General features: G+C 70.1%; 18 protein-coding genes, 1 tRNA gene and 1 other RNA gene. 9 read left to right on the top strand and 11 right to left on the bottom strand.

Translation table 11 applies throughout. The annotated features are described in order from the left end of the window. The 3 genes from A5696_RS17870 to A5696_RS17860 all read right to left on the bottom strand — a co-directional run bounded on the left by A5696_RS17870 (position 1) and on the right by A5696_RS17860 (position 3,676). Complete coding sequence (locus A5696_RS17870; protein WP_067882007.1) at positions 1-1,347, bottom strand: CHAT domain-containing protein; 1,347 nt, start codon at positions 1,345-1,347, stop codon at positions 1-3. Further along, positions 1,344-3,080 (bottom strand): hypothetical protein, encoded by a 1,737-nt coding sequence (locus tag A5696_RS17865; protein WP_067881836.1) that lies wholly within the window; start codon positions 3,078-3,080, stop codon positions 1,344-1,346. Before A5696_RS17865 ends, A5696_RS17870 begins: the two co-directional genes overlap by 4 nt. A gap of 95 nt (positions 3,081-3,175) precedes the next feature. Then, positions 3,176-3,676: a lipoprotein LpqH gene (locus A5696_RS17860; protein WP_067881833.1), complete on the bottom strand. Its 501-nt coding sequence runs from the start codon at positions 3,674-3,676 to the stop codon at positions 3,176-3,178. Positions 3,677-3,814: 138 nt separating this feature from the next. Here A5696_RS17860 and A5696_RS17855 point away from each other — a divergent pair, with 138 nt between their 5' ends. Then, positions 3,815-4,192, top strand: a complete 378-nt coding sequence (locus A5696_RS17855) for a hypothetical protein (RefSeq protein WP_067881831.1) — start codon at positions 3,815-3,817, stop codon at positions 4,190-4,192. A gap of 16 nt (positions 4,193-4,208) precedes the next feature. Further along, the gene (locus A5696_RS17850) at positions 4,209-4,949 is read left to right on the top strand and encodes an enoyl-CoA hydratase/isomerase family protein (protein WP_067881828.1); all 741 of its coding nucleotides are present in this window, start codon (positions 4,209-4,211) and stop codon (positions 4,947-4,949) included. A 12-nt stretch (positions 4,950-4,961) separates the two neighbouring features. On the opposite strand, the gene A5696_RS17845 is transcribed toward A5696_RS17850, so the two are convergent. After that, positions 4,962-5,768, bottom strand: a complete 807-nt coding sequence (locus tag A5696_RS17845) for a hypothetical protein (RefSeq protein ID WP_067881825.1) — start codon at positions 5,766-5,768, stop codon at positions 4,962-4,964. 113 nt (positions 5,769-5,881) lie between these two features. Then, positions 5,882-5,970: transfer RNA gene (locus A5696_RS17840), tRNA-Ser, on the bottom strand. A gap of 76 nt (positions 5,971-6,046) precedes the next feature. On the opposite strand from A5696_RS17840, the gene ffs reads away from it, so the two are divergent. The 3 genes from ffs to A5696_RS17825 all read left to right on the top strand — a co-directional run bounded on the left by ffs (position 6,047) and on the right by A5696_RS17825 (position 9,529). After that, positions 6,047-6,143: signal recognition particle sRNA small type (gene ffs / locus A5696_RS17835), an RNA gene on the top strand. 140 nt (positions 6,144-6,283) lie between these two features. Continuing rightward, positions 6,284-7,588 (top strand): aminotransferase class I/II-fold pyridoxal phosphate-dependent enzyme, encoded by a 1,305-nt coding sequence (locus tag A5696_RS17830; protein ID WP_156738466.1) that lies wholly within the window; start codon positions 6,284-6,286, stop codon positions 7,586-7,588. Between the two features lie 147 nt (positions 7,589-7,735). Continuing rightward, positions 7,736-9,529 carry a DNA polymerase III subunits gamma/tau gene (locus A5696_RS17825; protein WP_067881820.1) on the top strand — a complete coding sequence of 598 codons (1,794 nt, stop codon included), beginning with the start codon at positions 7,736-7,738 and terminating at the stop codon, positions 9,527-9,529. Here A5696_RS17825 and A5696_RS17820 read toward each other — a convergent pair. Further along, on the bottom strand, positions 9,526-10,836 hold the full coding sequence (locus A5696_RS17820; protein ID WP_197517010.1) for a class I SAM-dependent methyltransferase: 1,311 nt from the start codon (positions 10,834-10,836) through the stop codon (positions 9,526-9,528). The two genes, A5696_RS17825 and A5696_RS17820, sit on opposite strands and share 4 nt — an antisense overlap. Further along, positions 10,833-12,167, bottom strand: a complete 1,335-nt coding sequence (locus A5696_RS17815; RefSeq protein ID WP_197517009.1) for an FAD-binding oxidoreductase — start codon at positions 12,165-12,167, stop codon at positions 10,833-10,835. Before A5696_RS17815 ends, A5696_RS17820 begins: the two co-directional genes overlap by 4 nt. A 155-nt stretch (positions 12,168-12,322) precedes the next feature. Between A5696_RS17815 and A5696_RS17810 the strand changes: the two genes are divergently transcribed. Continuing rightward, a complete protein-coding gene (locus A5696_RS17810; RefSeq protein ID WP_067881815.1) occupies positions 12,323-12,760 on the top strand; it encodes an SRPBCC family protein in 438 nt (145 codons plus the stop codon). Between the two features lie 5 nt (positions 12,761-12,765). Here A5696_RS17810 and A5696_RS17805 read toward each other — a convergent pair whose 3' ends face one another. Continuing rightward, positions 12,766-13,527, bottom strand: coding sequence for an Rv3717 family N-acetylmuramoyl-L-alanine amidase (locus A5696_RS17805; protein ID WP_082956217.1), 762 nt, complete (start codon positions 13,525-13,527; stop codon positions 12,766-12,768). Positions 13,528-13,625: 98 nt separating this feature from the next. Here A5696_RS17805 and A5696_RS17800 point away from each other — a divergent pair, with 98 nt between their 5' ends. Both A5696_RS17800 and recR read left to right on the top strand, forming a co-directional pair. After that, positions 13,626-13,982, top strand: coding sequence for a YbaB/EbfC family nucleoid-associated protein (locus A5696_RS17800; protein WP_067881809.1), 357 nt, complete (start codon positions 13,626-13,628; stop codon positions 13,980-13,982). Positions 13,983-13,994: 12 nt separating this feature from the next. Further along, positions 13,995-14,606 (top strand): recombination mediator RecR, encoded by a 612-nt coding sequence (gene recR / locus A5696_RS17795; protein ID WP_067881807.1) that lies wholly within the window; start codon positions 13,995-13,997, stop codon positions 14,604-14,606. A 4-nt stretch (positions 14,607-14,610) separates the two neighbouring features. On the opposite strand, the gene A5696_RS17790 is transcribed toward recR, so the two are convergent. From A5696_RS17790 to A5696_RS17780, 3 genes are all read right to left on the bottom strand, one after another. Beyond that, entirely contained in the window at positions 14,611-15,252 is a 642-nt protein-coding gene (locus A5696_RS17790; RefSeq protein ID WP_067881804.1) for a C39 family peptidase, read from the bottom strand. 135 nt (positions 15,253-15,387) lie between these two features. Continuing rightward, positions 15,388-16,095, bottom strand: coding sequence for a type 1 glutamine amidotransferase (locus A5696_RS17785; RefSeq protein ID WP_067881801.1), 708 nt, complete (start codon positions 16,093-16,095; stop codon positions 15,388-15,390). After that, positions 16,088-17,317: a Mur ligase family protein gene (locus A5696_RS17780; protein WP_067881798.1), complete on the bottom strand. Its 1,230-nt coding sequence runs from the start codon at positions 17,315-17,317 to the stop codon at positions 16,088-16,090. Before A5696_RS17780 ends, A5696_RS17785 begins: the two co-directional genes overlap by 8 nt. Positions 17,318-17,506: 189 nt before the next feature. On the opposite strand from A5696_RS17780, the gene A5696_RS17775 reads away from it, so the two are divergent. Then, positions 17,507-18,499 carry a DEDDh family exonuclease gene (locus A5696_RS17775; protein WP_067881795.1) on the top strand — a complete coding sequence of 331 codons (993 nt, stop codon included), beginning with the start codon at positions 17,507-17,509 and terminating at the stop codon, positions 18,497-18,499. Positions 18,500-18,650: the final 151 nt, after the last annotated feature.

Genomic DNA, 18,650 nt, shown 5'->3' with positions numbered 1-18,650 from the left:
CTAGCGCGCGCCGTCCACCGCGAACGTGGCCAGGGCGCCCCAATACAGCGGGCTGGCGGTGACGTCGCCGTCACGCCAGCGCCGCATCTGCGCGCGCTGCCAAAGGTTCACCGCACACCCCCCGTCCCCGCCGTCCTGCGCGCGGTCCACGGCGACAACGATATCGGCCATGGGGTCGGCCGATTCGTGCGCGGCGAACTGTCGATAGGCCGCGGAGGTGGGCAGCGACCACAAGGTGGCGGTCACCAATTCGGCGCCGCCGAGAATCATCGCCGCCACCAGGCCGGTCGCCTCGTCGAATTGATAGTCGCCGCCCGATCCGCACGCCAGCAGGGCGACCCGCGGCGGGATGGGCAGCTGCAGCGACATCAGGTCGGAGGCGGTCAGCGGGCGATGATCGCCGATCGCCTCGGCGTCTCCCGGGATCCCGGCGGTGCAGGCCAGGTGCAGGGCGGCCCGGTCGGCGCGGCCGTGCGCCGAGCTGGCGTGGCCGACGTACATGAGCCGGCTCGGGGCCTGCGCCAGCTGCTTGGCCAGCCAGACGCGGTCGGCGTCCTGCCGGCGGAACAGCTCGACGACGTCGCCGACCTCGGGCAGCACCGGGCGGCGCCCCATCAGCTCGCCGAAGTGCCGGGCCAACGGCGAGTGCGGGGAGGGCCGGCCGAGCACCGAGCCGAGCGCGGAGTCGGGTCGCTGCCCGGGCACCCGCGGGTCGAGGACCAGCAACGGTGGACCGTCGCGCCTGGCGTCCCAGCCGGCCGGCGTCCGCGGCGAGTGAACGATGTTGGGCGGCACCGCCATCAGCACGTCGACGAGCTCCATCAGGCGGTGACCGTCGGTATGGGCGCCGATATCGGCCAGCTGCCAAGGGATTCGGGCGGCCACCCGGCCGCTGCGGGTGATGGCGTCCTGGCGTGCGCGCACCAACTCTTCCTTGCTCGGTCCCGATTTCGGCACCGCCAGCAGCCCCCAGGGGATGCGTGCCAGCCGCGCGCTGGGCGAGACGAACAGCACCGCCCGCGGCGATGCCGCGCACTCCGCCAACAGCTCCCACCCCGCGGAGCCGATCAGCAGCACCCCGAGGATGTAGGCGACCGTGAGCTCGGCGTCCGGCGTGGCGAAGGGGCCGGCGGTGAGCGCCCGTTCGATGGCGTCGCGCCGGCTCTCGGCGCCGTGGGGCTCGGGCAGGGCGTCGGTGAGCTCTTGCAACGCGGCGAGCAGGATCGGATCTTCGATCACCCAATTGACGGTTCGTGACGGCTGTCCCACGATCCGCAGACTGCCGTAGGTGACGATCCCGACGTCGGCGAACCGGAGCACCAGCGTCAGCCGGTCCGCGTCGCTCATGGCCAGGTCGACCACGCCGGCTCGGCGGCGGTGACCTCGCGACCGTAGCGTTCGAAAGCCAATGCGCGATAACGGCTCATGATCGGCGGGCTGTCGGGCTGCATCTGTAGCGGCGGCAGCGGGCCGAGCCGCGTCAGCGAGCCGCCCGCACGCGCCGCGGGGGGTCCGGCCGCGGCCAGTGCCACGTCCGAGCCGGTGTCGATGACGACCGTCGCGGTGGCCGTCGCCGCCCATTCGCCGATCCTCGGTCGCTGCGCATCGGTGTCGAAAGTGCCTCGCGCGCTGTGGTATTCGACCAGCTCGCTAATCAGCTCGGTGTTTTCCCACTCCCACGCGACGGCGAAGGCGCCGGCCAAGATGGGGGCAGAAATGGTGGTGGCCCAGCGCGATCTCGCGTCGGCGTCGGCGATCGAATACCGCACCGAGTCGACCGCCAGCGCGGCCGGCACCTTGAGCTCCGCGGCCCGCTCGAGCTTGGCCATCCCGCGCCAGTATTCCGGTGTGCCGACCTCCCCGCGCAGGATGCCGAGCCCCTCGGCCTGCCGTGCCTCGGTTTCCTGCAGGGTCTCGTCGGGATCACCCGAACTGTCGAAACCCAAGTCGGCCAAGGCATCCGCGCGCCACACCGTGCCGAGCTGGCTGTCAAGCTGGGCGTACTGCAACCAGCTGCTGCGGGGAGAGGAGTCGAGCAGGTCCCGGGCCTGCGCGATCAGCTCGACCGCGTCGGCGAAGCGGCTCCAGAAGATAGCAATCCAGCTGCGCTGCAACAAGATCCGGTGCAGGTGTAACGGCTTCCCCAACTCCCGCCAGTGCCGCTCGGCCTGCTCCCAGCACTCGTCGGCGGCTTCCAGGGCGCCGGAGCCCAGCCGGGTGAGCCCCAGGTACAGCCAGCACCTGGCGGCGTCGTGCGGCCGGGCGTAGCGGGCGATGACGGGCTGGGCCTCGGACACCAGCTGCTCGGTGGTCGCGTGGTCGCCCACCAGCCAGCACGCCGCCGCACGCTCCAACTGCGTTCTGGCGCTTGCCAGTTCCCATCCGCGAGCCTGCGCCCTGGCGCCCGCGCGACGCAACCAGGGTTCGGCTTCGGCCAGCCGGCCCGTCTCCACGCAGAATCTGCCGTATGCGGTGCCCGCGGCGACCAGGAGGTGGTCGGCGAACTCGCTGCCGCCCCGGAGGCGGTCCACACCCTCGAACACCGCGTCCCACAACGGCACCGATCGCACATGCAGGTCATCGTCGCAGAGCGCCGACGCGCACAGCAGTTGGGCGTGGGCGCGCAGATACTCGAGTTCGTCGGCCAGGTCGGCGAAGTCCCCATCGGATTCCGCGTCGCTCAGTTCGCGCAGCGCCGAGGCGGCGCCCTCGTGGTCGCCGGCGGCCGCCGCCAGGCCCGTCTGAAGGAATTGCGCCCGTCGCGAGTACCGGCAGACCAGTTGCGCCACCTCGCCCTCGGACATGGTCACCCGCGCCGCGGCCTCCGGCATTGCGCCGGCGGCGATCCCCGAATAGATGGCCAGGCAGTCGCGGATGCGCCGGATCGACTCGCGCACGCCGTCATTCGCCCCGCGCACCAGGTAGATCTCCCCAAGCTGCGCAAAGACTTCCAGCATGAGATCGTCTCGATCTTCCCGCTCGATCCGCGGCACCAGTGACAGCAGCAGATCCCTGGCCCGCGTCTCGTCGGCGGCAAACGCCAACCGGCGGGCGTCCGCCAAGTCCTCGGGGATCGACACGGCTGCATCATAAGTCCGCCGTCGTCGGCGTGGCGAGGATCCGGAGCGGCGGACGCGTGAGTGAAGGCACGCCCGCCGCCCCGGAGTCCGATCGATCAACCGCAGGTCACCTTGATGTTGAAGTCCTTGGTGATCATCCCCGCCATCGGGTTCTTCATGTCGGCGCCCTGCGCCTGCCCGGTGATGGTGTAGGTCTTGCCGTCCACCGCCACGTTGGCCGAACCGACCTTGGCGCCCATCCCGTTGCTGACGGACAGGGCGCTGCCGTCGACGAAGAGGGCCAGCGACTCGACCTTCGGGGTGGGCTCGTCGGTCATCACCACAGCCAGCGCCTGCTGGGCGCCGCTGTTACCGCTGCCGATGTCGATCTTGCCGCCCGTCCGCACGCAGGTGACCGCGGACGGGTTCAGGCCGGCCAGGTCGGTGCCGCCCACCTTGACCTGGGCGTTGGTGCCGGTGGCGGCGACGCTGGGCGCCGTGCTCGGCCCCGTGCTTGACGGGGCGGCCGTGTGGCCGCCGCTCGAGCAGCCCACCAGCGCCACTGAAGCCGCAGCGACGCCGAGGGTTCCAATCGCTCCCGCGATAAGACGTTTCACTGGTTTTCCTTCCTTCATGCGCCGCCCCATTGGCGTCGCCATGGGCGCAAGTACAGATGCCCGGGCCCGCTACCGATCCCAATTTCGCCGCCCGCCCGGTAGGCTGCCTCGACACGGCCCGACGAAGGGAGATGCGCGATGGCGAGCGTGAAATGGCTGGAAAAGCCTGAGCCCCATGACTTCCCGGCGGCCGCCGACTACCTCGCGCTGCTGGCGGAGCCGGGCACCGCCAACGAGTTGTCGGAAAAGATGAAATCAGGTGTCGTCAGCCACAAGAAGGCCAAGGACATTCTGCGGGCCGCGCGGCTGAGCCTGTTGCCCGACGACAATCCGCACGTCGCCGCGGATCTCTCCAAGATCAAGAAGGGCCAGGCCTTGTCGCCCATCCTGCTGGTGCGCGGTGACTTCACGACGGGCGTCCCGCTGCAGATCGCCGACGGCTACCACCGGGTGTGCGCGAGCTACCACACCGACGAGAACACCGACATCCCGGTCGTCATCGTCTCGGCCGGCTGACGGAGGGGGTGTCGTCGTGATCGAGATCGAAGCGGTCGGCGGGGTCCGGGTGCTGACCCTGTCCTCCGGGCCCGTCAACGCCCTCGACGTCGAGTTGCTGAAGGAGCTGACCGACGCGCTGGGGGAACTGCAGCACTCGGGCGCGGGAGCGCTCGTCGTCACCGGCGCCGGCCGCGCCTTCAGCGCCGGGGTCGACCTCAACCGCGTGGTCGGCGGCGGTGCCGACTACACCGACCGGCTGATCCCGGCGCTGTCCGAGGCGTTCGAGGCGTTGTTCTGCTATCCCGGGCCGACGGTGGCCGCGATCAATGGCGCCGCCATCGCGGGCGGGTGCGTGCTGGCGTGCGCCTGCGACCGCAGGCTGATCAGCCCCGGCGCGCAGATCGGCGCCTCCGAGGTCCGCGTCGGGGTCGCGTTCCCCGTCGCCGCGCTCGAGGTGATGCGCTACGCGTGCGGCGACCGCGCCGACGACGTGTTGCTCGGCGGCCGCGTGTATCGGGACGACGAGGCAACCGCGAACGGGCTGGCCCACCGCGTCGTCGCCGACGATCTCGTCGGGGCGGCGGTGGCCGAGGCCGCCGACCGCGGTGGCATCCCGGCCGACGCCTATCGCCACACCAAAGTGCAGCTACGGGCCCCCGCGCTGGCACGGATGCGCGAGGGCGGCCTCATCGACAGCGAGGTCCGCCAGTTGTGGGGCGCCGACCAGACGCAGCGGCGCATCGCGGCCTATGTCGAGGGCATCAAGCGGCGTTGATCCAGGGCCGGGTCATTCGTCGAGCGCGACGCCGCCGCGGGTGCGCCGGCGCCGCATCCGGTGCGAGCCCTTGCCCGTGGGGCGGCGGTTCTGCAAGCCGGTCCGGGGCTCCTCGGCGGCTTCGGCTTCCTCGGTGGCCGGTTCGGGTTCCGTCTCGGCTTCCGCGGTGGTAGCGGGCTCTTGCTCGGGCTGCGATTCTTCGGCGACCTCTGCGGCCTCTTCGGGCTCTGCTGCCTCTGCGGCCTCTTCGGTGTCTTCGGGCTCTTCGGTCTCAGCGCCCTCGGACTCCTCGGCGACTTCGTCCGTGACCTCTTCGGTTTCGCCCTGCTTGCGGCGCAGGCCTCGCTTCTTGCGCTGCTTTTCCTTCTTCGGCTTGATCGGCTTCGGCGGGGGCGGCGGCAATTCGGCGATGAACGACAGATAAAAAGCGAACACGCCGAGCAGGCCGATCGCGGCGGCGGCGCCGTAAATCCCGAACAGCCACCGCCCGGCGGAGTCCAGGCTGAGCCAGATCTCGCTGATTGCGGCGCCGATGATCAGCACGCCGGCCAGCACGTGGGCCACGATCGACCACAGCCTGATGGTCAGCGCCAGCTGCGGCGTGCCCAGCTCGGGCTTGCGGGTCCGCAGCTGGGTGAAGACCACGGGCAGCGCGGCGAGGGCCACCAGCGCGCCCGTCACGATCCGCAGCGTCGTCCCGACCGAATGCGTGGTTTCACCCATCAGCTCAGGCCAGCGGGGCAACACGAAAAAGAAGTAGAGGACGCCGGCAGCGATCGAAAACGTCGCGTGCCACGGTATGGCGACCTTGCGCCCCATACGCCTCCTCGTGCTGCCGGTGAGCTTGTTGGCCGGTAAGCCAGCCTAAAGGCCGGTCAAACCGATTCCAAACAACCCCCGTGCGTTGTCGCACCCGAGCCGAGCGCGACCAATGGCGGAGGATGCGGGATTTGAACCCGCGAGGGCTGTTAACCCAACCCGCGTTCCAGGCGAGCGCCATAGGCCACTAGGCGAATCCTCCGTGGGCCATGGTAACCGAGCGTCCGGTCCGCTTTAATGGCCGCCGCCGATCGTTTCCGGCCAGGTACTAGACTCGCCGAAGGACCCCGCGCGGCGTCTATCCTGTGAACTCCCCCAGGGCCGGAAGGCAGCAAGGGTCAATGGGCTCTGTCGGGTGCGCGGGGTCCCCCAGGTTAAACGAGTGGCGACCCGCAGCGCCCGGTCCCCGCAAGCGGGGTGCCCCACCGCGCGCTCGCGATCGCCACGGTTCGGGGCCCACGGCATGTCCAACACCTGACCCCGAAGCCGCCGCCTCGACAGCGAAAGGGTCCATGGTGTCGCTGGATTCGCTCAGCCCGGACGAACTTGCCGCTGCACACGCGCGCAACCAGCAGGATTACGCGGAGCTGCAGGCCAAGAAGCTGGCCTTGGACCTGACCCGCGGCAAGCCCTCGCCCGAGCAGCTCGACCTGTCCAACCAGCTGCTGAGCCTGCCCGGGGACGATTTCCGCGATTCCGAGGGCACCGATACCCGCAACTACGGCGGCCTGCACGGCCTGCCCGAGCTGCGGGCCATCTTCGGGGACCTGCTCGGCATCCCGGTGCAGAACCTGATCGCCGGCAACAACTCGAGCCTGGAGCTGATGCACGACCTCGTGGCGTTCTCGCTGCTCTACGGCGGGGTCGACTCGCCGCGGCCCTGGAAGGACGAGCCGGCCGTCAAGTTCCTCTGCCCGGTACCCGGCTACGACCGGCACTTCGCCATCACCGAGACGATGGGCATCGAGATGATCGCCGTCCCGATGCAGCAGGACGGGCCGGACGTCGACCTGATCGAGGAGCTGGTCGCCGTCGACCCCGCCATCAAGGGCATGTGGGCGGTGCCCGTGTTCGGCAACCCCACCGGCATCACCTACTCCTGGGAGACGGTTCGCCGGCTCGTGCAGATGCGCACGGCCGCGCCCGACTTCCGGTTGTTCTGGGACAACGCGTACGCGGTGCACACCCTGACGCACGAGTTCATCCGCCAGGTCGACGTGCTCGGGCTGGCCGCCACGGCGGGCAACCCCAACCGGCCGTACGTCTTCGCGTCGACATCGAAGATCACCTTCGCCGGCGCCGGGGTCAGCTTCCTGGGCGGGTCGCTGGGCAACATCGCCTGGTATCTGCAGTACGCCGCGAAGAAGTCGATCGGCCCGGACAAGGTCAACCAGCTGCGGCACGCGCGCTTCTTCCGCGACGCCGACGGGGTGCGCCTGCAGATGCTGCGCCACCAGCAGATCCTGGCGCCGAAGTTCGCGCTGGCGCTCGAGATCCTGGACAACCGGCTGGGCGACTCCAAGATCGCCTCGTGGACCGAGCCCAAGGGCGGCTACTTCATCAGCCTCGACGTGTTGCCCGGAACGGCGCGGCGCACCGTCGCGCTGGCCAAGGACGCCGGCATCGCGGTGACCGAGGCGGGCGCGTCGTTCCCGTACCGCAAGGACCCGGGCGACAAGAACATCCGGATCGCGCCCACCTTCCCGTCGCTGCCCGACCTGCGCGACGCCGTCGACGGGCTGGCGACCTGCGCGCTGCTGGCTGCCTCGGAGTCGTTGCTGGCGTCCTCCCCGTCGACCTCCCCGTCGAGTGTGAGCTGACGGCTTTCTCTGTGCACTGACGGCGGAAATTCCGACGACATCCCGCCCTGGACGCACATTCAAAGCCGTGGCCGCACACGCGATGCCGCCGATACACACTCGACGCCGCCCGGGCTGTAGTCACCGGGCGACGGTAGCCTGCTGACCGTGGCCCTCTACCGCAAGTATCGACCGGCAACCTTCGCCGAGGTGGTGGGGCAGGAGCACGTCACCGAACCGCTGTCGATCGCCCTGGAGGCGGGCCGGATCAATCACGCCTACCTGTTTTCCGGGCCGCGCGGCTGCGGAAAGACGTCCTCGGCCCGCATCCTGGCCCGGTCGCTGAACTGCGCGCAGGGACCGACCGCCAACCCGTGCGGTGTGTGCGAGTCGTGTACGGCGCTGGCGCCCAACGCGCCGGGCAGCATCGACGTGGTGGAGCTCGACGCCGCCAGCCACGGCGGCGTCGACGACACCCGCGAGCTGCGGGACCGCGCGTTCTACGCCCCGGCGCAGTCGCGCTACCGGGTGTTCATCGTCGACGAGGCGCACATGGTGACGACCGCGGGGTTCAACGCGCTGCTCAAGATCGTCGAGGAGCCGCCCGAGCACCTCATCTTCATCTTCGCCACCACGGAACCGGAGAAGGTGCTGCCGACGATCCGGTCGCGCACCCATCACTACCCCTTCCGGCTGCTGCCGCCGAAGACCATGCGGGCATTGATCGGGCGGATCTGCGAACAGGAGGGCGTCGTCGTCGACGACGCGGTGTACCCGCTGGTGATCCGGGCCGGCGGCGGTTCGCCGCGGGACACGCTGTCGGTCCTGGATCAGCTGGTGGCCGGTGCCGAGGACAACCACTTGAGGTACCAGCGGGCATTGGGCCTGCTGGGCGTCACCGACGTCGCGCTGATCGACGACGCGGTGGACGCCCTCGCCGCGTCGGACGCCGCCGCGTTGTTCGGCGCGGTCGAATCGGTGATCGACGCCGGCCACGACCCGCGGCGCTTCGCCACCGATCTGCTGGAGCGGTTCCGCGATCTCATCGTGCTGCAAGCGGTTCCGGATGCCGCCAGCCGCGGCGTGGTCGACGCGCCCGAGGACGTCCTGGACCGGATGCGCGAGCAGGCGGCCCGCATCGGCCCGGCGACCCTGACCCGCTACGCCGAGGTCGTGCAGGCCGGGCTGGGGGAGATGCGCGGCGCGACGGCGCCGCGCCTGCTGCTCGAGGTGGTCTGCGCGCGGCTGCTGCTGCCCTCGGCCAGCGACGCCGAGTCGGCGCTGCTGCAGCGCGTCGAGCGGATCGAGACCCGGCTGGGTGTGTCGCTGCCCGCCTCCGAGGTTTCGGCGGCGCCAACCGCGCCGCCGAAACGGGCGGCCGTTTCCAAGCCCGTCGCCAAGGCCGAGGCGCCCACCGCCAAGACCGACCCGAATCCGACGCCCGCGCCCGAACCCGCTCCGCCGCCGCCAGAACCCGAATCAGGCTCTGCCCCAGGCGAACTCAACGCGGCGGCGCTGCGATCGATGTGGCCGACAGTGCGCGACAAGGTGCGCCAGCGCAGCCGCACCACCGAGGTGATGCTGGCGGGCGCCACGGTCCGGGCCGTGGAGGACGACACGCTGGTGCTGACCCACGCGTCGGCGCCGCTGGCCAAGCGGCTGTCCGAGCAGCGCAACGCCGACGTCATCGCCGAGGCGCTCAAAGACGCGCTGGGGGTGAGCTGGCGGGTGCGGTGCGAGGTGGATTCGGGAGCGCCCGCCGCGAGCGCCCCGGCGCCCGCCCGGCAGGAAGCGCCGGTCGACGAGCCGGCCGCCGCGGATTCCGCGCAGCGAGACGAAGAGGAAAGCATGCTCGCCGAGGCCGGCCGGAGTGAGCCGTCGGCGCCGCGGCGTGACCCCGAAGAGGCCGCACTCGAGCTGCTGCAGAACGAGCTGGGCGCGCGTCGGATTGACGGAGTCTAGGGCCGCCACCAGGGCCGCAGCGGCAGCTCGTCGTCGCCGCGGGCGGCGACGTTCGCCGCCAGCACGTGGTGCAGCTGAAGGTTGTTCTGCTCGAACGCCACCCGCGATGCCGCCATGTACAGGCCCCACACCTTGGCCGTCGCCAGGCCGACCTCGTCGACCGCCTCATCCCAGTGCTCTACGAGGTTGCGGCACCAGTCCCGCAGCGTCATCGCATAGTGGTGCCGGAAGTTCTCCTCGTGCAGCACCTCCAAACCCGCGTCCTGGACCTCGGTGACGATGCGGCCCGAGCCGGTGAGTTCCCCGTCCGGGAACACGTAGCGGTCGGTGAATCCGCCCGCGAAGGAGGTCGACTTGTTGTCGTGGCGGGTGATGCAGTGGTTGAGCAGCAGGCCGCCGGTGCGCAGCTTGGATTTCAGGAAGCCGAAGTAGGCGGGGTAATTCTTGACGCCGATGTGCTCGGTCAGGCCGATGGAGGAGACGGCGTCGAATCCCGCCTCGGCGACGTCGCGGTAGTCGGAGTGCCGCACCTCGGCCAGGTCGGCCAGACCTTCGGCTTCGATCGCGTTTTGCGCCCATTTCGCCTGCTCCGCCGACAGCGTGGCGCCGATCGCGCGCACACCGTGTCGCGCCGCGTAGCGGACCATGCCCCCCCAGCCGCAGCCGACGTCCAGCAGGCGGTCGCCCGGCCGCAGCCGCAGCTTTTCGAAGATCAGCCGGTACTTGTTGTCCTGGGCCTCCTCCAGCGTCGCGTCGGCGCCGGGATAGACCGCGCAGGTGTACGTCATCGACGGACCCAGCACCCATTCGTAGAACGTGTTGGACACGTCGTAGTGGTGGTGGATGGCCTCGGCGTCGCGGGTCTTGCTGTGCATGACGCCCGCCGCGACCCGCCGCCACCGCGGTGGCGCCTCCTCGGGCGGCGGCGCGACCGGCAGCAGATGCTCGACGCCCATGGAGCGGACGACGTTGGCGAGGGTCCGCGCCGAGGGCCGCTTGAAGTTGACCCGGTCGGTCAGCGTCTTGAGCAGCTGGTATGGGTCGCCGGGATGGACGCCGTAGGTCTGCAGGTCACCCGACACATAGGCGCGGGCCAGGCCGAGTTCGCCGGGGGCGGTGGCCAGGTAGGTGGCCCCGCGGGGCGAGCAGAGGTCCAGGCCCAGCTCCGCGTCCTCGCTGCCGGCGGTGCTGCCGTCGTAGGCGGTGAACTTGAGCGGATGCCGCCCCGTCGCGGCGAAAAGCTCCAGGATCTCCGCCATGCTGAGCTTCCCGGCGGTCGTGTGATGGGGTTCTCGGGTGGTCGTCATCGCCGTTGCACCGCCTTTGCGTACAGGTCCAAAAGACGCGAGTCGGGGTCGTAAGTTTTCTTGACCGTCTTGTAAGCCTCGCCGCCGTAGAGCTCGTCAAACTCCTCGCGGGTGTAATACGAATCCGAGTACAGCGACTTGTGGCCGTCCAGTTCGCTGACCTTCGCCTCGATGGCCCGGTTCGTCGCGCCCTCGGTGGGGCCGCCCGGCACCGAGGACCAGAACCCGATGTTGACGTAGGTGTGGTCGGGGCGCATCGGATACAGCGGCCAGCCTTCGCGATCGCGGAGACGTAGCGGGCACAACCAGATCGGCGTGATCGGCACGTCGGCCGCGAACCACTCCAAAAACTCGCAGGTCCGTTCGACCGGCACCTCGACGTCCTGCACCACCCGCTCGCGTGGCGGGCGGCCTTTACGCTTCTCGATGCGGTCGGCGATTCCGAAACGCTGGTCCAGCGCGACGAGCTTCCAGTAGAAGCTGCTGCGCCGATAGCGGCGGGGCCACCAGCGCCGCACCCGCGGGTTCTGGACGCCGAACGCGCGCGAGCACCAGAACCAGTCGGTGTCCCAACGCCAGAAGTAGTCGTGAATCGTCAGCCGGTCGTCCTTGGTGGCTTCCACCCCGGCCAGGTCATGCCGAATCGATTGGTAGTAAATGTTTTTCCCGGTGTAGTCGCTGACCGGTCCCGGCGTGGTGGTCCGCCGGCCCACACACAGATAGCTTTCGTCGGGGCTGAAGACCACGCCATCCAGATAATCCACCGGGGTACCGCCCTGGCCGCCGGTGTCGATGATGCGTTCCATCGCCGCGACCAGCTCGGGCAGCGACCGGAATCGGATGTGCCGCAGCGCCACAAAGGGGGCCACGGGCTCCAGCTCGATTCGTAGCCTGGTCGAATATCCCAGCGTGCCATAGGAATTCGGGAAGGCGCGGAACAGTTCCGGGTGCTGGCCGCGGGAGGCGGTGACCAATTCTCCGGCGCCGGTGAGGATGTCCAGTTCCAGTACCGACTCGTGGGGCAGGCCATTGCGAAACGACGCCGACTCGATGCCCAGGCCGCTGACCGCGCCGCCGAGGGTGATCGTCTTCAGCTGCGGAACCACCAGTGGCGAAAGGCCGTACGGCAGCGTCGCGGCCACCAGGTCCTCGTACGTGCACATGCCTGCGACGTCGGCGGTGCGGGTCTCGGGATCCACGGCGAGAACGCCGGTCAAACACGAGGTGTCCAGACCGCGCGCATCGCGTTTGGTGCGGGCGCGGAACAGGTTTGACGTGGGCTTGGCGAGCCGGACGGCGGACGTCGTCGGGATGGATCGATAACTCGCCATCAACCGGTCGACGCCCGCTGCATGAGCCGAGAGTGCAGATCCAGGGACAGGCACCACATATACCCTAGTCTTCGGAAACACCCCGTGCACCCGCGCGCGGCGGGATCACAAGACATCGCAATGTCATCGAACATCAAGAAGAGGAGTCGCGCCCGATGGGCCAGGTGAGCGCAGCCAGCACGATCTTGATCAACGCCGAGCCCGGGGCCACCCTCGCCGCGGTGTCGGACTACCAGAAGATGCGCCCGAAGATCCTGTCCCCCCAGTACAGCGATTACCAGGTGCTGCAGGGCGGCAAGGGCGCGGGTACGGTCGCCAAGTGGAGGCTGCAGGCCACCAAGTCACGCGTTCGCGATGTGCAGGTGAACGTCGACGTGGCGGGCCACACCGTCATCGAGAAGGACGCGAACTCGTCGATGATCACCAACTGGACGGTGGCCCCCGCCGGACCGGGATCCAGCGTCACGGTGAAGACCAGCTGGACCGGCGCCGGCGGCGTCAAGGGCTTCTTCGAAAAAACCTTTGCGCCCTTGGGGCTGAGGAGGATTCAGGGCGAGGTGCTGGCCAACCTGAAGAAAGAACTGGAAGGCTAGCGCCGTCAGCGCGCCTGGCTCTGGGTCGCCAGGAACCCCGCGACGCCGCGGACGAGCGCGTCGGCGTACTTCTGCCGGCCGTCGGCCGACTCCATCAGCGCCGAATCCACGGGGTTCTTCATGTTGCCGCACTCGACCAGGATCGACGGGTACTGCGCCAGGTTCAGGCCCGCGAGGTCCGAGCGCCCGTACAAGCCGTCCTGCCCGATGTAGTTGGCGGGCGGGATGCCGGACGCCTGCAGCTGATCGCGCATGATCCGGGCGTACTGCACCGAGGGACCGGCCTGCGCCTGGTTGAGCGGCGGCGCCGAGTAGTTCACGTGGAATCCCCGCCCGGACGGCGGGCCGCCGTCGGCGTGGATGCTCAGGATCGCGTTGGGCCGCAAGGAGTTGGCCGCCGCGGCGCGCGCATCGACGCACGGCCCCAGCCCGGTGTCGTCACCGCGCGACATGGCTGTGCGGACGCCCAGCGCGCTGAGCTCGGCGCGAACCCGCAGCGCGGTGTCCCAGGTGAACGTGTGCTCCATATAGCCGCTGTTGGTCGACGTCCCACTGGTCTGACAGTCCTTCGTGCCGCCGCGCCCGGTGGGCACCTGACGGTTGATCGACGCGTCGTTCGAGCCGTTGTGGCCCGGGTCGATGAAAACGACCATGCCGGCGATGTTGGACGGGGCGGCGGTCGCCGTCGGGATGATCGCCGCCGCGACGGCAACCAGCACAGCGACCAACACTCTGATACCGACACGCTTGCTCACTCGTAGGTCCACGGCGCAAAGGTAACGGCGCGCGGTCTACGCTGGGTGTTCCGAATCGCCCGGCACCCGCAGGCGAAACCAACTCGAGACCAAGATGCGAGGGGATTGTCATGCAACCCGGAGGCGACATGTCGCAGCTGCTCGCTCAGGCGCAGCAGATGCAGCAGAAGTTACTCGAGGCCCAGCACCAGCTCGCCAACGCAGAGATACACGGTGAGGCGGGTGGGGGCCTGGTCAAGGTCGTCGTCAAAGGCAGCGGCGAGGTGGTCGCGGTGGAGATCGACCCCAAGGTCGTCGACCCCGACGACATCGAGACCCTGCAGGACTTGATCGTGGGCGCCATGCGCCACGCTTCGGCGCAGGTCACCAAGATGGCGCAGGAACGGCTGGGCGCCCTGGCGGGCGGCATGGGCGCGCCGCCGGCCCAACCGGCGGCGCCGCCACCCACTCAGATGCCGGGGCTGTGACGCTGCACCGACATGTTTGAGGGACCCGTCCAGGATCTGATCGACGAGCTCGGCAAGCTGCCGGGCATCGGCCCCAAGAGCGCGCAGCGCATCGCGTTCCACCTGTTGTCGGTCGAACCGCCGGAGATCGACCGGCTGACCGCTGTATTGGGCAAGGTCCGCGAGGGCGTGCGGTTCTGCGCGGTGTGCGGCAACGTCTCCGACGACGAGCGCTGCCGCATCTGCGCCGACCCGCGCCGCGACGGCTCCCAGGTCTGTGTCGTCGAGGAGCCGAAGGACGTCCAGGCCGTCGAGCGCACCCGCGAATTCCGCGGCCGCTACCACGTGCTGGGCGGCGCGCTCGACCCGTTGTCCGGCGTGGGACCCGACCAGCTGCGCATCCGCGAGCTGCTGACCCGCATCGGCGAGCGCGTCGACGACGTCGACATCACCGAGGTGATCATCGCCACCGACCCCAACACGGAGGGCGAGGCGACGGCCACCTACCTCGTTCGGATGCTGCGCGACATCCCCGGCCTGACCGTGACCCGGATCGCGTCGGGGCTGCCGATGGGCGGCGACTTGGAGTTCGCCGACGAGCTGACGCTGGGCCGCGCGCTCACCGGCCGCCGCGCCATGGTCTGAGCCGTCAGTTGGTGACGACGGCGAAGTTGTCGCTGGTCTGCCACGCCGCTTCGAAGGTGGCAATGGAAACCTGTTCGTCGCGACCCGCCTTGATGCCGCTGTCGTTGAGGTGCACCACGTTGGCTGCGTTATCGATGCCGATGACGACGGCGAAGTGGTTTTCCTGGGTGCGGTCGCCCCGCGTGTTCCACAGGATCTTGTCGTTGAGCCCAACGATCACCTTGCGCCCCCCATCCAGATCGTGCGCGAGGGCGTCGAGGTTGGGGTGGACCGCGGTGGCGTGGATGCCGTAGTGCGCCAGCAGCACGGGCAGGTCGGAGTTCTTGGTGTTGCTCCCGGGCCGGTAGATCGGTCCGGGATGGCTGACGCTCGGGATATTGGCGGCCGCGGCGGTGATCTCGTCCTCGGTGGGTTCGCGGCCGGTGACCTGGCCGACCACGTCGGCCACCGCCATCTCCGCGCAGTCGCGGTCCTGTTGCTGGTAGCGCCAGTAGGGCGCCGCGGCGGCCGGGTTGCCGTGCATCCCGTCCTGGGCCGCGTCGGCCCTGGCGGCGAGCGCAACCATCGAGCCGGTGGCCGCGCTCAAGACCGCCGCGAGCCCGACGGCGCCGGCGGCCTTGGCGACGATGGTCCTGGTGTTGATCATGGGGGTCCTTTTCTCGGGGGGTGCGTCGAGAAAAGGGTCGGTGAAGCCGCTGGACGAATCCTTGAAGGAACCTTGAAGCGCCGCTAGTTGGGCCGTCGCGAGATATAACCCATTGCGACGACACGCTGGGCGGCCTCAGCGGGCCGCCAGTCGCTCGCGGCGCAGCAGGTCCACCTCGGGCAGCTGCAGCGGCGCGAGTTCGCCCACTACTTTGCCGAGCAGCAGGTCGGCCAGCTCCGGGTTGCGGGCCAGGCAGGGCCCGTGCATGTAGGTCGCGACGACGCTGCCCTGCACGGCGCCGTCGTGGCCGTCGCCGGCGCGGTTTCCGGCGCCCTTGACCACCGTGCCCAACGGGGACGCGGCCGGTCCCAGGACGGTGCCGCCGCGGTGGTTCTCGAAGCCGGTGAGCCGTTGGGTCAGCCCGGTCAGCAGCGGCTTGCTGACCAACTCGCCGATGGTGCGCGTGTCCTGCGGCGACGTCGTCGCGTCCAGCATGCCCACACCGTCGACCCGTTCGCCCGAGGAGGTCGCATACCAGTGGCCCAGCACCTGGACGGCCGCGCAGATCGCCAGCACCGGCGCGCCCCGCTCGGCCGCGCGCTGCAGGCCCGGGTAGCGAAGAAGGTGCCGGGTGGCCAGCCGCTGCGCGTAGTCCTCCGCCCCGCCCAGCGTGTACAGGTCCAGCGAGTCGGGCACCGGGTCGGCCAGCGTGATCTCGACGATCTCCGCGGCGATGCCCCGCAGGCGCAGGCGTTGGCGCAGCACCAGGGCGTTGCCGCCGTCGCCGTAGGTGCCCATCACGTCGGGCAACACCAGGCCGATCCGCACGGTGGAGTCAGCCATGGCGCGCCAACGCTCGCTGCAGCTGTAGGAAGGCGGTGTAGTTGGCGACGACCTCCACCCGCCCGGGCGGGCATGACGCGATGGCCGCCACGGTGTCGTGCACCAGCGTGTGCTCGACGCCCGCGTAGCCGAGGCGCACCGCCAGGTCGGTGCCGCGCTCGCCGGCCGCGACGACTCGGGTCTCTTCGAAGTGCTCGAAGCGCACATCCCACAGCCACGACAGGTCCTCGCCGTCGGGCACCTGCCCGTTGACCGCGATGACCACCCCGGCCGCGTGCTTGTCGACCATCGACAGCGCCTCCTGCCAGCCGGCGGGGTTCTTGGCCAGCAGGATCCGCGCCTCGTGGTCGCCGACGCGGACGCTGCGGTAGCGCCCGGCGACCTCGTCGACCGTGGCGACCGCCGCGACGGCCCGCGCGGGGGCCGCGCCCAGCGCGACGGCGGCGGCCACGGCCTGGGCCGCGTTGCCCCGGTTCACCGCGCCGGGCAGCGCCAGCCGCATCGGCAGGGCCAGGCCGTCGGGCCCGTACAGCGTCTCGTCGTCGAACCACCACTGCGGGCTGGGTCGCTTGAAGTCGGCGCCGGTGGAATACCAGTGCCCCCGGTCGCGGACGATGACCTCGCCGCTGCGCGGGCAGCTGACCGAGTCGTTCGCCCAGGCGCCGCCCGCGGCCACCCACACCACGTGGGGGCTGTCGTAGGCCGCCGACGTCATCAGGACGTCGTCGCAATTGGCGACGACGACGGCGTTCGGGTGCCGCGCCAGCCCGGCCCGCAGCGTGCGTTCGATCACGTTGATCTCACCCACCCGGTCCAGCTGGTCGCGCGACAGGTTGAGCAGCACGATGACAGTGGGCTCGACGGCGTCGGCAACGTGCGGCACGTGCATCTCGTCGACCTCCAGCGCCGCCAGCCCGGCTGTGCGGTCGGCGGCCAGCGCGGCCACCAGGCCGGCGTCCATGTTGGCGCCCTCGGCGTTGGTGGCCACCGGACCCAGGGTCCCGAGCGCGGCGGCCGTCATCCTCGTGGTCGTCGACTTGCCGTTGGTGCCCGTGACGATGACGGTGCGCCGCCCGGCCCCGAGCTGTCGCAGCACCGAGCGGTCCAGCGTCATCGCGACCAGGCCGCCGATCATCGCCCCGGCCCCGCGCCCGGTCACCCGCGACGCCCACCGCGCGCTCGCTCCCGCGGCGAGGGCCAGGCGTGCACGGGTGGTGATCACGCGCGTGAGTTTATTCGGGCGATCGCGAGCGCGGCGTTGTGCGCCGGGCGCTGCGGGTCGCCCGCGTGGATTTCGGGCGATCGCGAGCGCGGCGTTGTGCGCCGGGCGCTGCGGGTCGCCCGCGTGGATTTCGGGCGACACGACTCGTAGCGAACCGGCGATGTCGGTCGCGCGTGCCATGCTCAGCTCATGAACCGGGTGTCCTGGGGGCGGCCGGCCAGCGAGCCGGGCGGGGGCTGGGCCGTCATCGACGTCGAGACCTCGGGCTTTCGGCCGGGTCAGGCGCGGATCATCAGCGTCGCCGCGCTCGGGCTGGACGCCGACGGGCGGGTGGAGCAGTCCGTGGTCAGCCTGCTCAATCCCGGGGTGGACCCCGGTCCCACCCACGTGCACGGCCTGACCACCGCGATGCTCGAGGACCAGCCGCAGTTCGCCGACATCGTCGGTGACCTGGTCGAGGTGCTGCGCGGCCGCACGCTGGTGGCGCACAACGTCGCTTTCGACTACGCGTTCCTGGCCGCGGAGGCCGAGCTCGCCCAGGCCGAGCTGCCCGTCGACAACGTCATGTGCACGGTCGAGTTGGCGCGCCGACTGGACCTCGGGGTCGAAAACCTGCGGCTCGAGACGCTCGCGGCCCATTGGGGCGTGGTGCAGGAGCGGCCACACGACGCCTTCGACGACGCGCTGGTGCTGACCGGTGTCCTGGAGTCGGCGCTGGAGCGGGCGCGCGAACGCGACATCTGGCTGCCCGTGCACCCGGTGACCCGGCGGCAATGGCCGAACGGCCGGGTGACCCACGACGAGCTGCGCCCGTTGAAGGTGCTGGCCTCGCGGATGCCGTGCCCCTACCTCAACCCGGGGCCCTTCGTGCGGGGCAGGCCGCTGGTCCAGGGCATGCGGGTGGCGCTGGCCGCCGAGGTGAGGCGCACCCACGAGGAGCTCGTCGAGCGGATCCTGCACGCCGGGCTCGCCTACCGCGACGTCGTGGACGGGGAAACCTCGCTGGTGGTCTGCAACGACGCCGCCCCCGAGCAGGGCAAGGGCTATCACGCCCGACAGCTGGGGGTGCCGGTGGTGTCCGACGCGCAGTTCATGGACTGCGTCGGCACGGTCGCCGGCGGCACCAGCATGGAGGAATTCACCGACGTCACCATGCTCGACCAGCAGCTCGCGTTGTTCTGATCGCTTCCGCCCGGATCGATCGAGCAAGCAGCAGCAAGCACAGCTGATTACCTCCTTAAGGGTGTAGTGCTACCCGCCGAAGGGTGGTCGACTGGTTTTGGTCAAGGGGCAAGAGCCAGAACCGTTTTCGATCCCGTGGGCACGGCATCAA

The organism is Mycobacterium sp. E2699 (genome assembly GCF_001666745.1).
Lineage (GTDB): Bacteria > Actinomycetota > Actinomycetes > Mycobacteriales > Mycobacteriaceae > Mycobacterium.
The sequence above is the reverse complement of the archived record's forward strand: the minus strand, read 5'-3'. Positions and strand labels throughout refer to the sequence as shown.

Bases quoted from the DNA above. Each gene is read 5' to 3' on its own strand.
- A5696_RS17870 (WP_067882007.1), bottom strand. From the start codon at position 1,347: ATGAGCGACGCGGACCGGCTGACGCTGGTGCTCCGGTTCGCCGACGTC.
- A5696_RS17855 (WP_067881831.1), top strand. From the start codon at position 3,815: ATGGCGAGCGTGAAATGGCTGGAAAAGCCTGAGCCCCATGACTTCCCG.
- A5696_RS17845 (WP_067881825.1), bottom strand. From the start codon at position 5,768: ATGGGGCGCAAGGTCGCCATACCGTGGCACGCGACGTTTTCGATCGCT.
- A5696_RS17820 (WP_197517010.1), bottom strand. From the start codon at position 10,836: ATGACGACCACCCGAGAACCCCATCACACGACCGCCGGGAAGCTCAGC.
- A5696_RS17815 (WP_197517009.1), bottom strand. From the start codon at position 12,167: ATGGCGAGTTATCGATCCATCCCGACGACGTCCGCCGTCCGGCTCGCC.
- A5696_RS17810 (WP_067881815.1), top strand. From the start codon at position 12,323: ATGGGCCAGGTGAGCGCAGCCAGCACGATCTTGATCAACGCCGAGCCC.
- A5696_RS17800 (WP_067881809.1), top strand. From the start codon at position 13,626: ATGCAACCCGGAGGCGACATGTCGCAGCTGCTCGCTCAGGCGCAGCAG.
- recR (WP_067881807.1), top strand. From the start codon at position 13,995: ATGTTTGAGGGACCCGTCCAGGATCTGATCGACGAGCTCGGCAAGCTG.
- A5696_RS17790 (WP_067881804.1), bottom strand. From the start codon at position 15,252: ATGATCAACACCAGGACCATCGTCGCCAAGGCCGCCGGCGCCGTCGGG.
- A5696_RS17785 (WP_067881801.1), bottom strand. From the start codon at position 16,095: ATGGCTGACTCCACCGTGCGGATCGGCCTGGTGTTGCCCGACGTGATG.
- A5696_RS17775 (WP_067881795.1), top strand. From the start codon at position 17,507: ATGAACCGGGTGTCCTGGGGGCGGCCGGCCAGCGAGCCGGGCGGGGGC.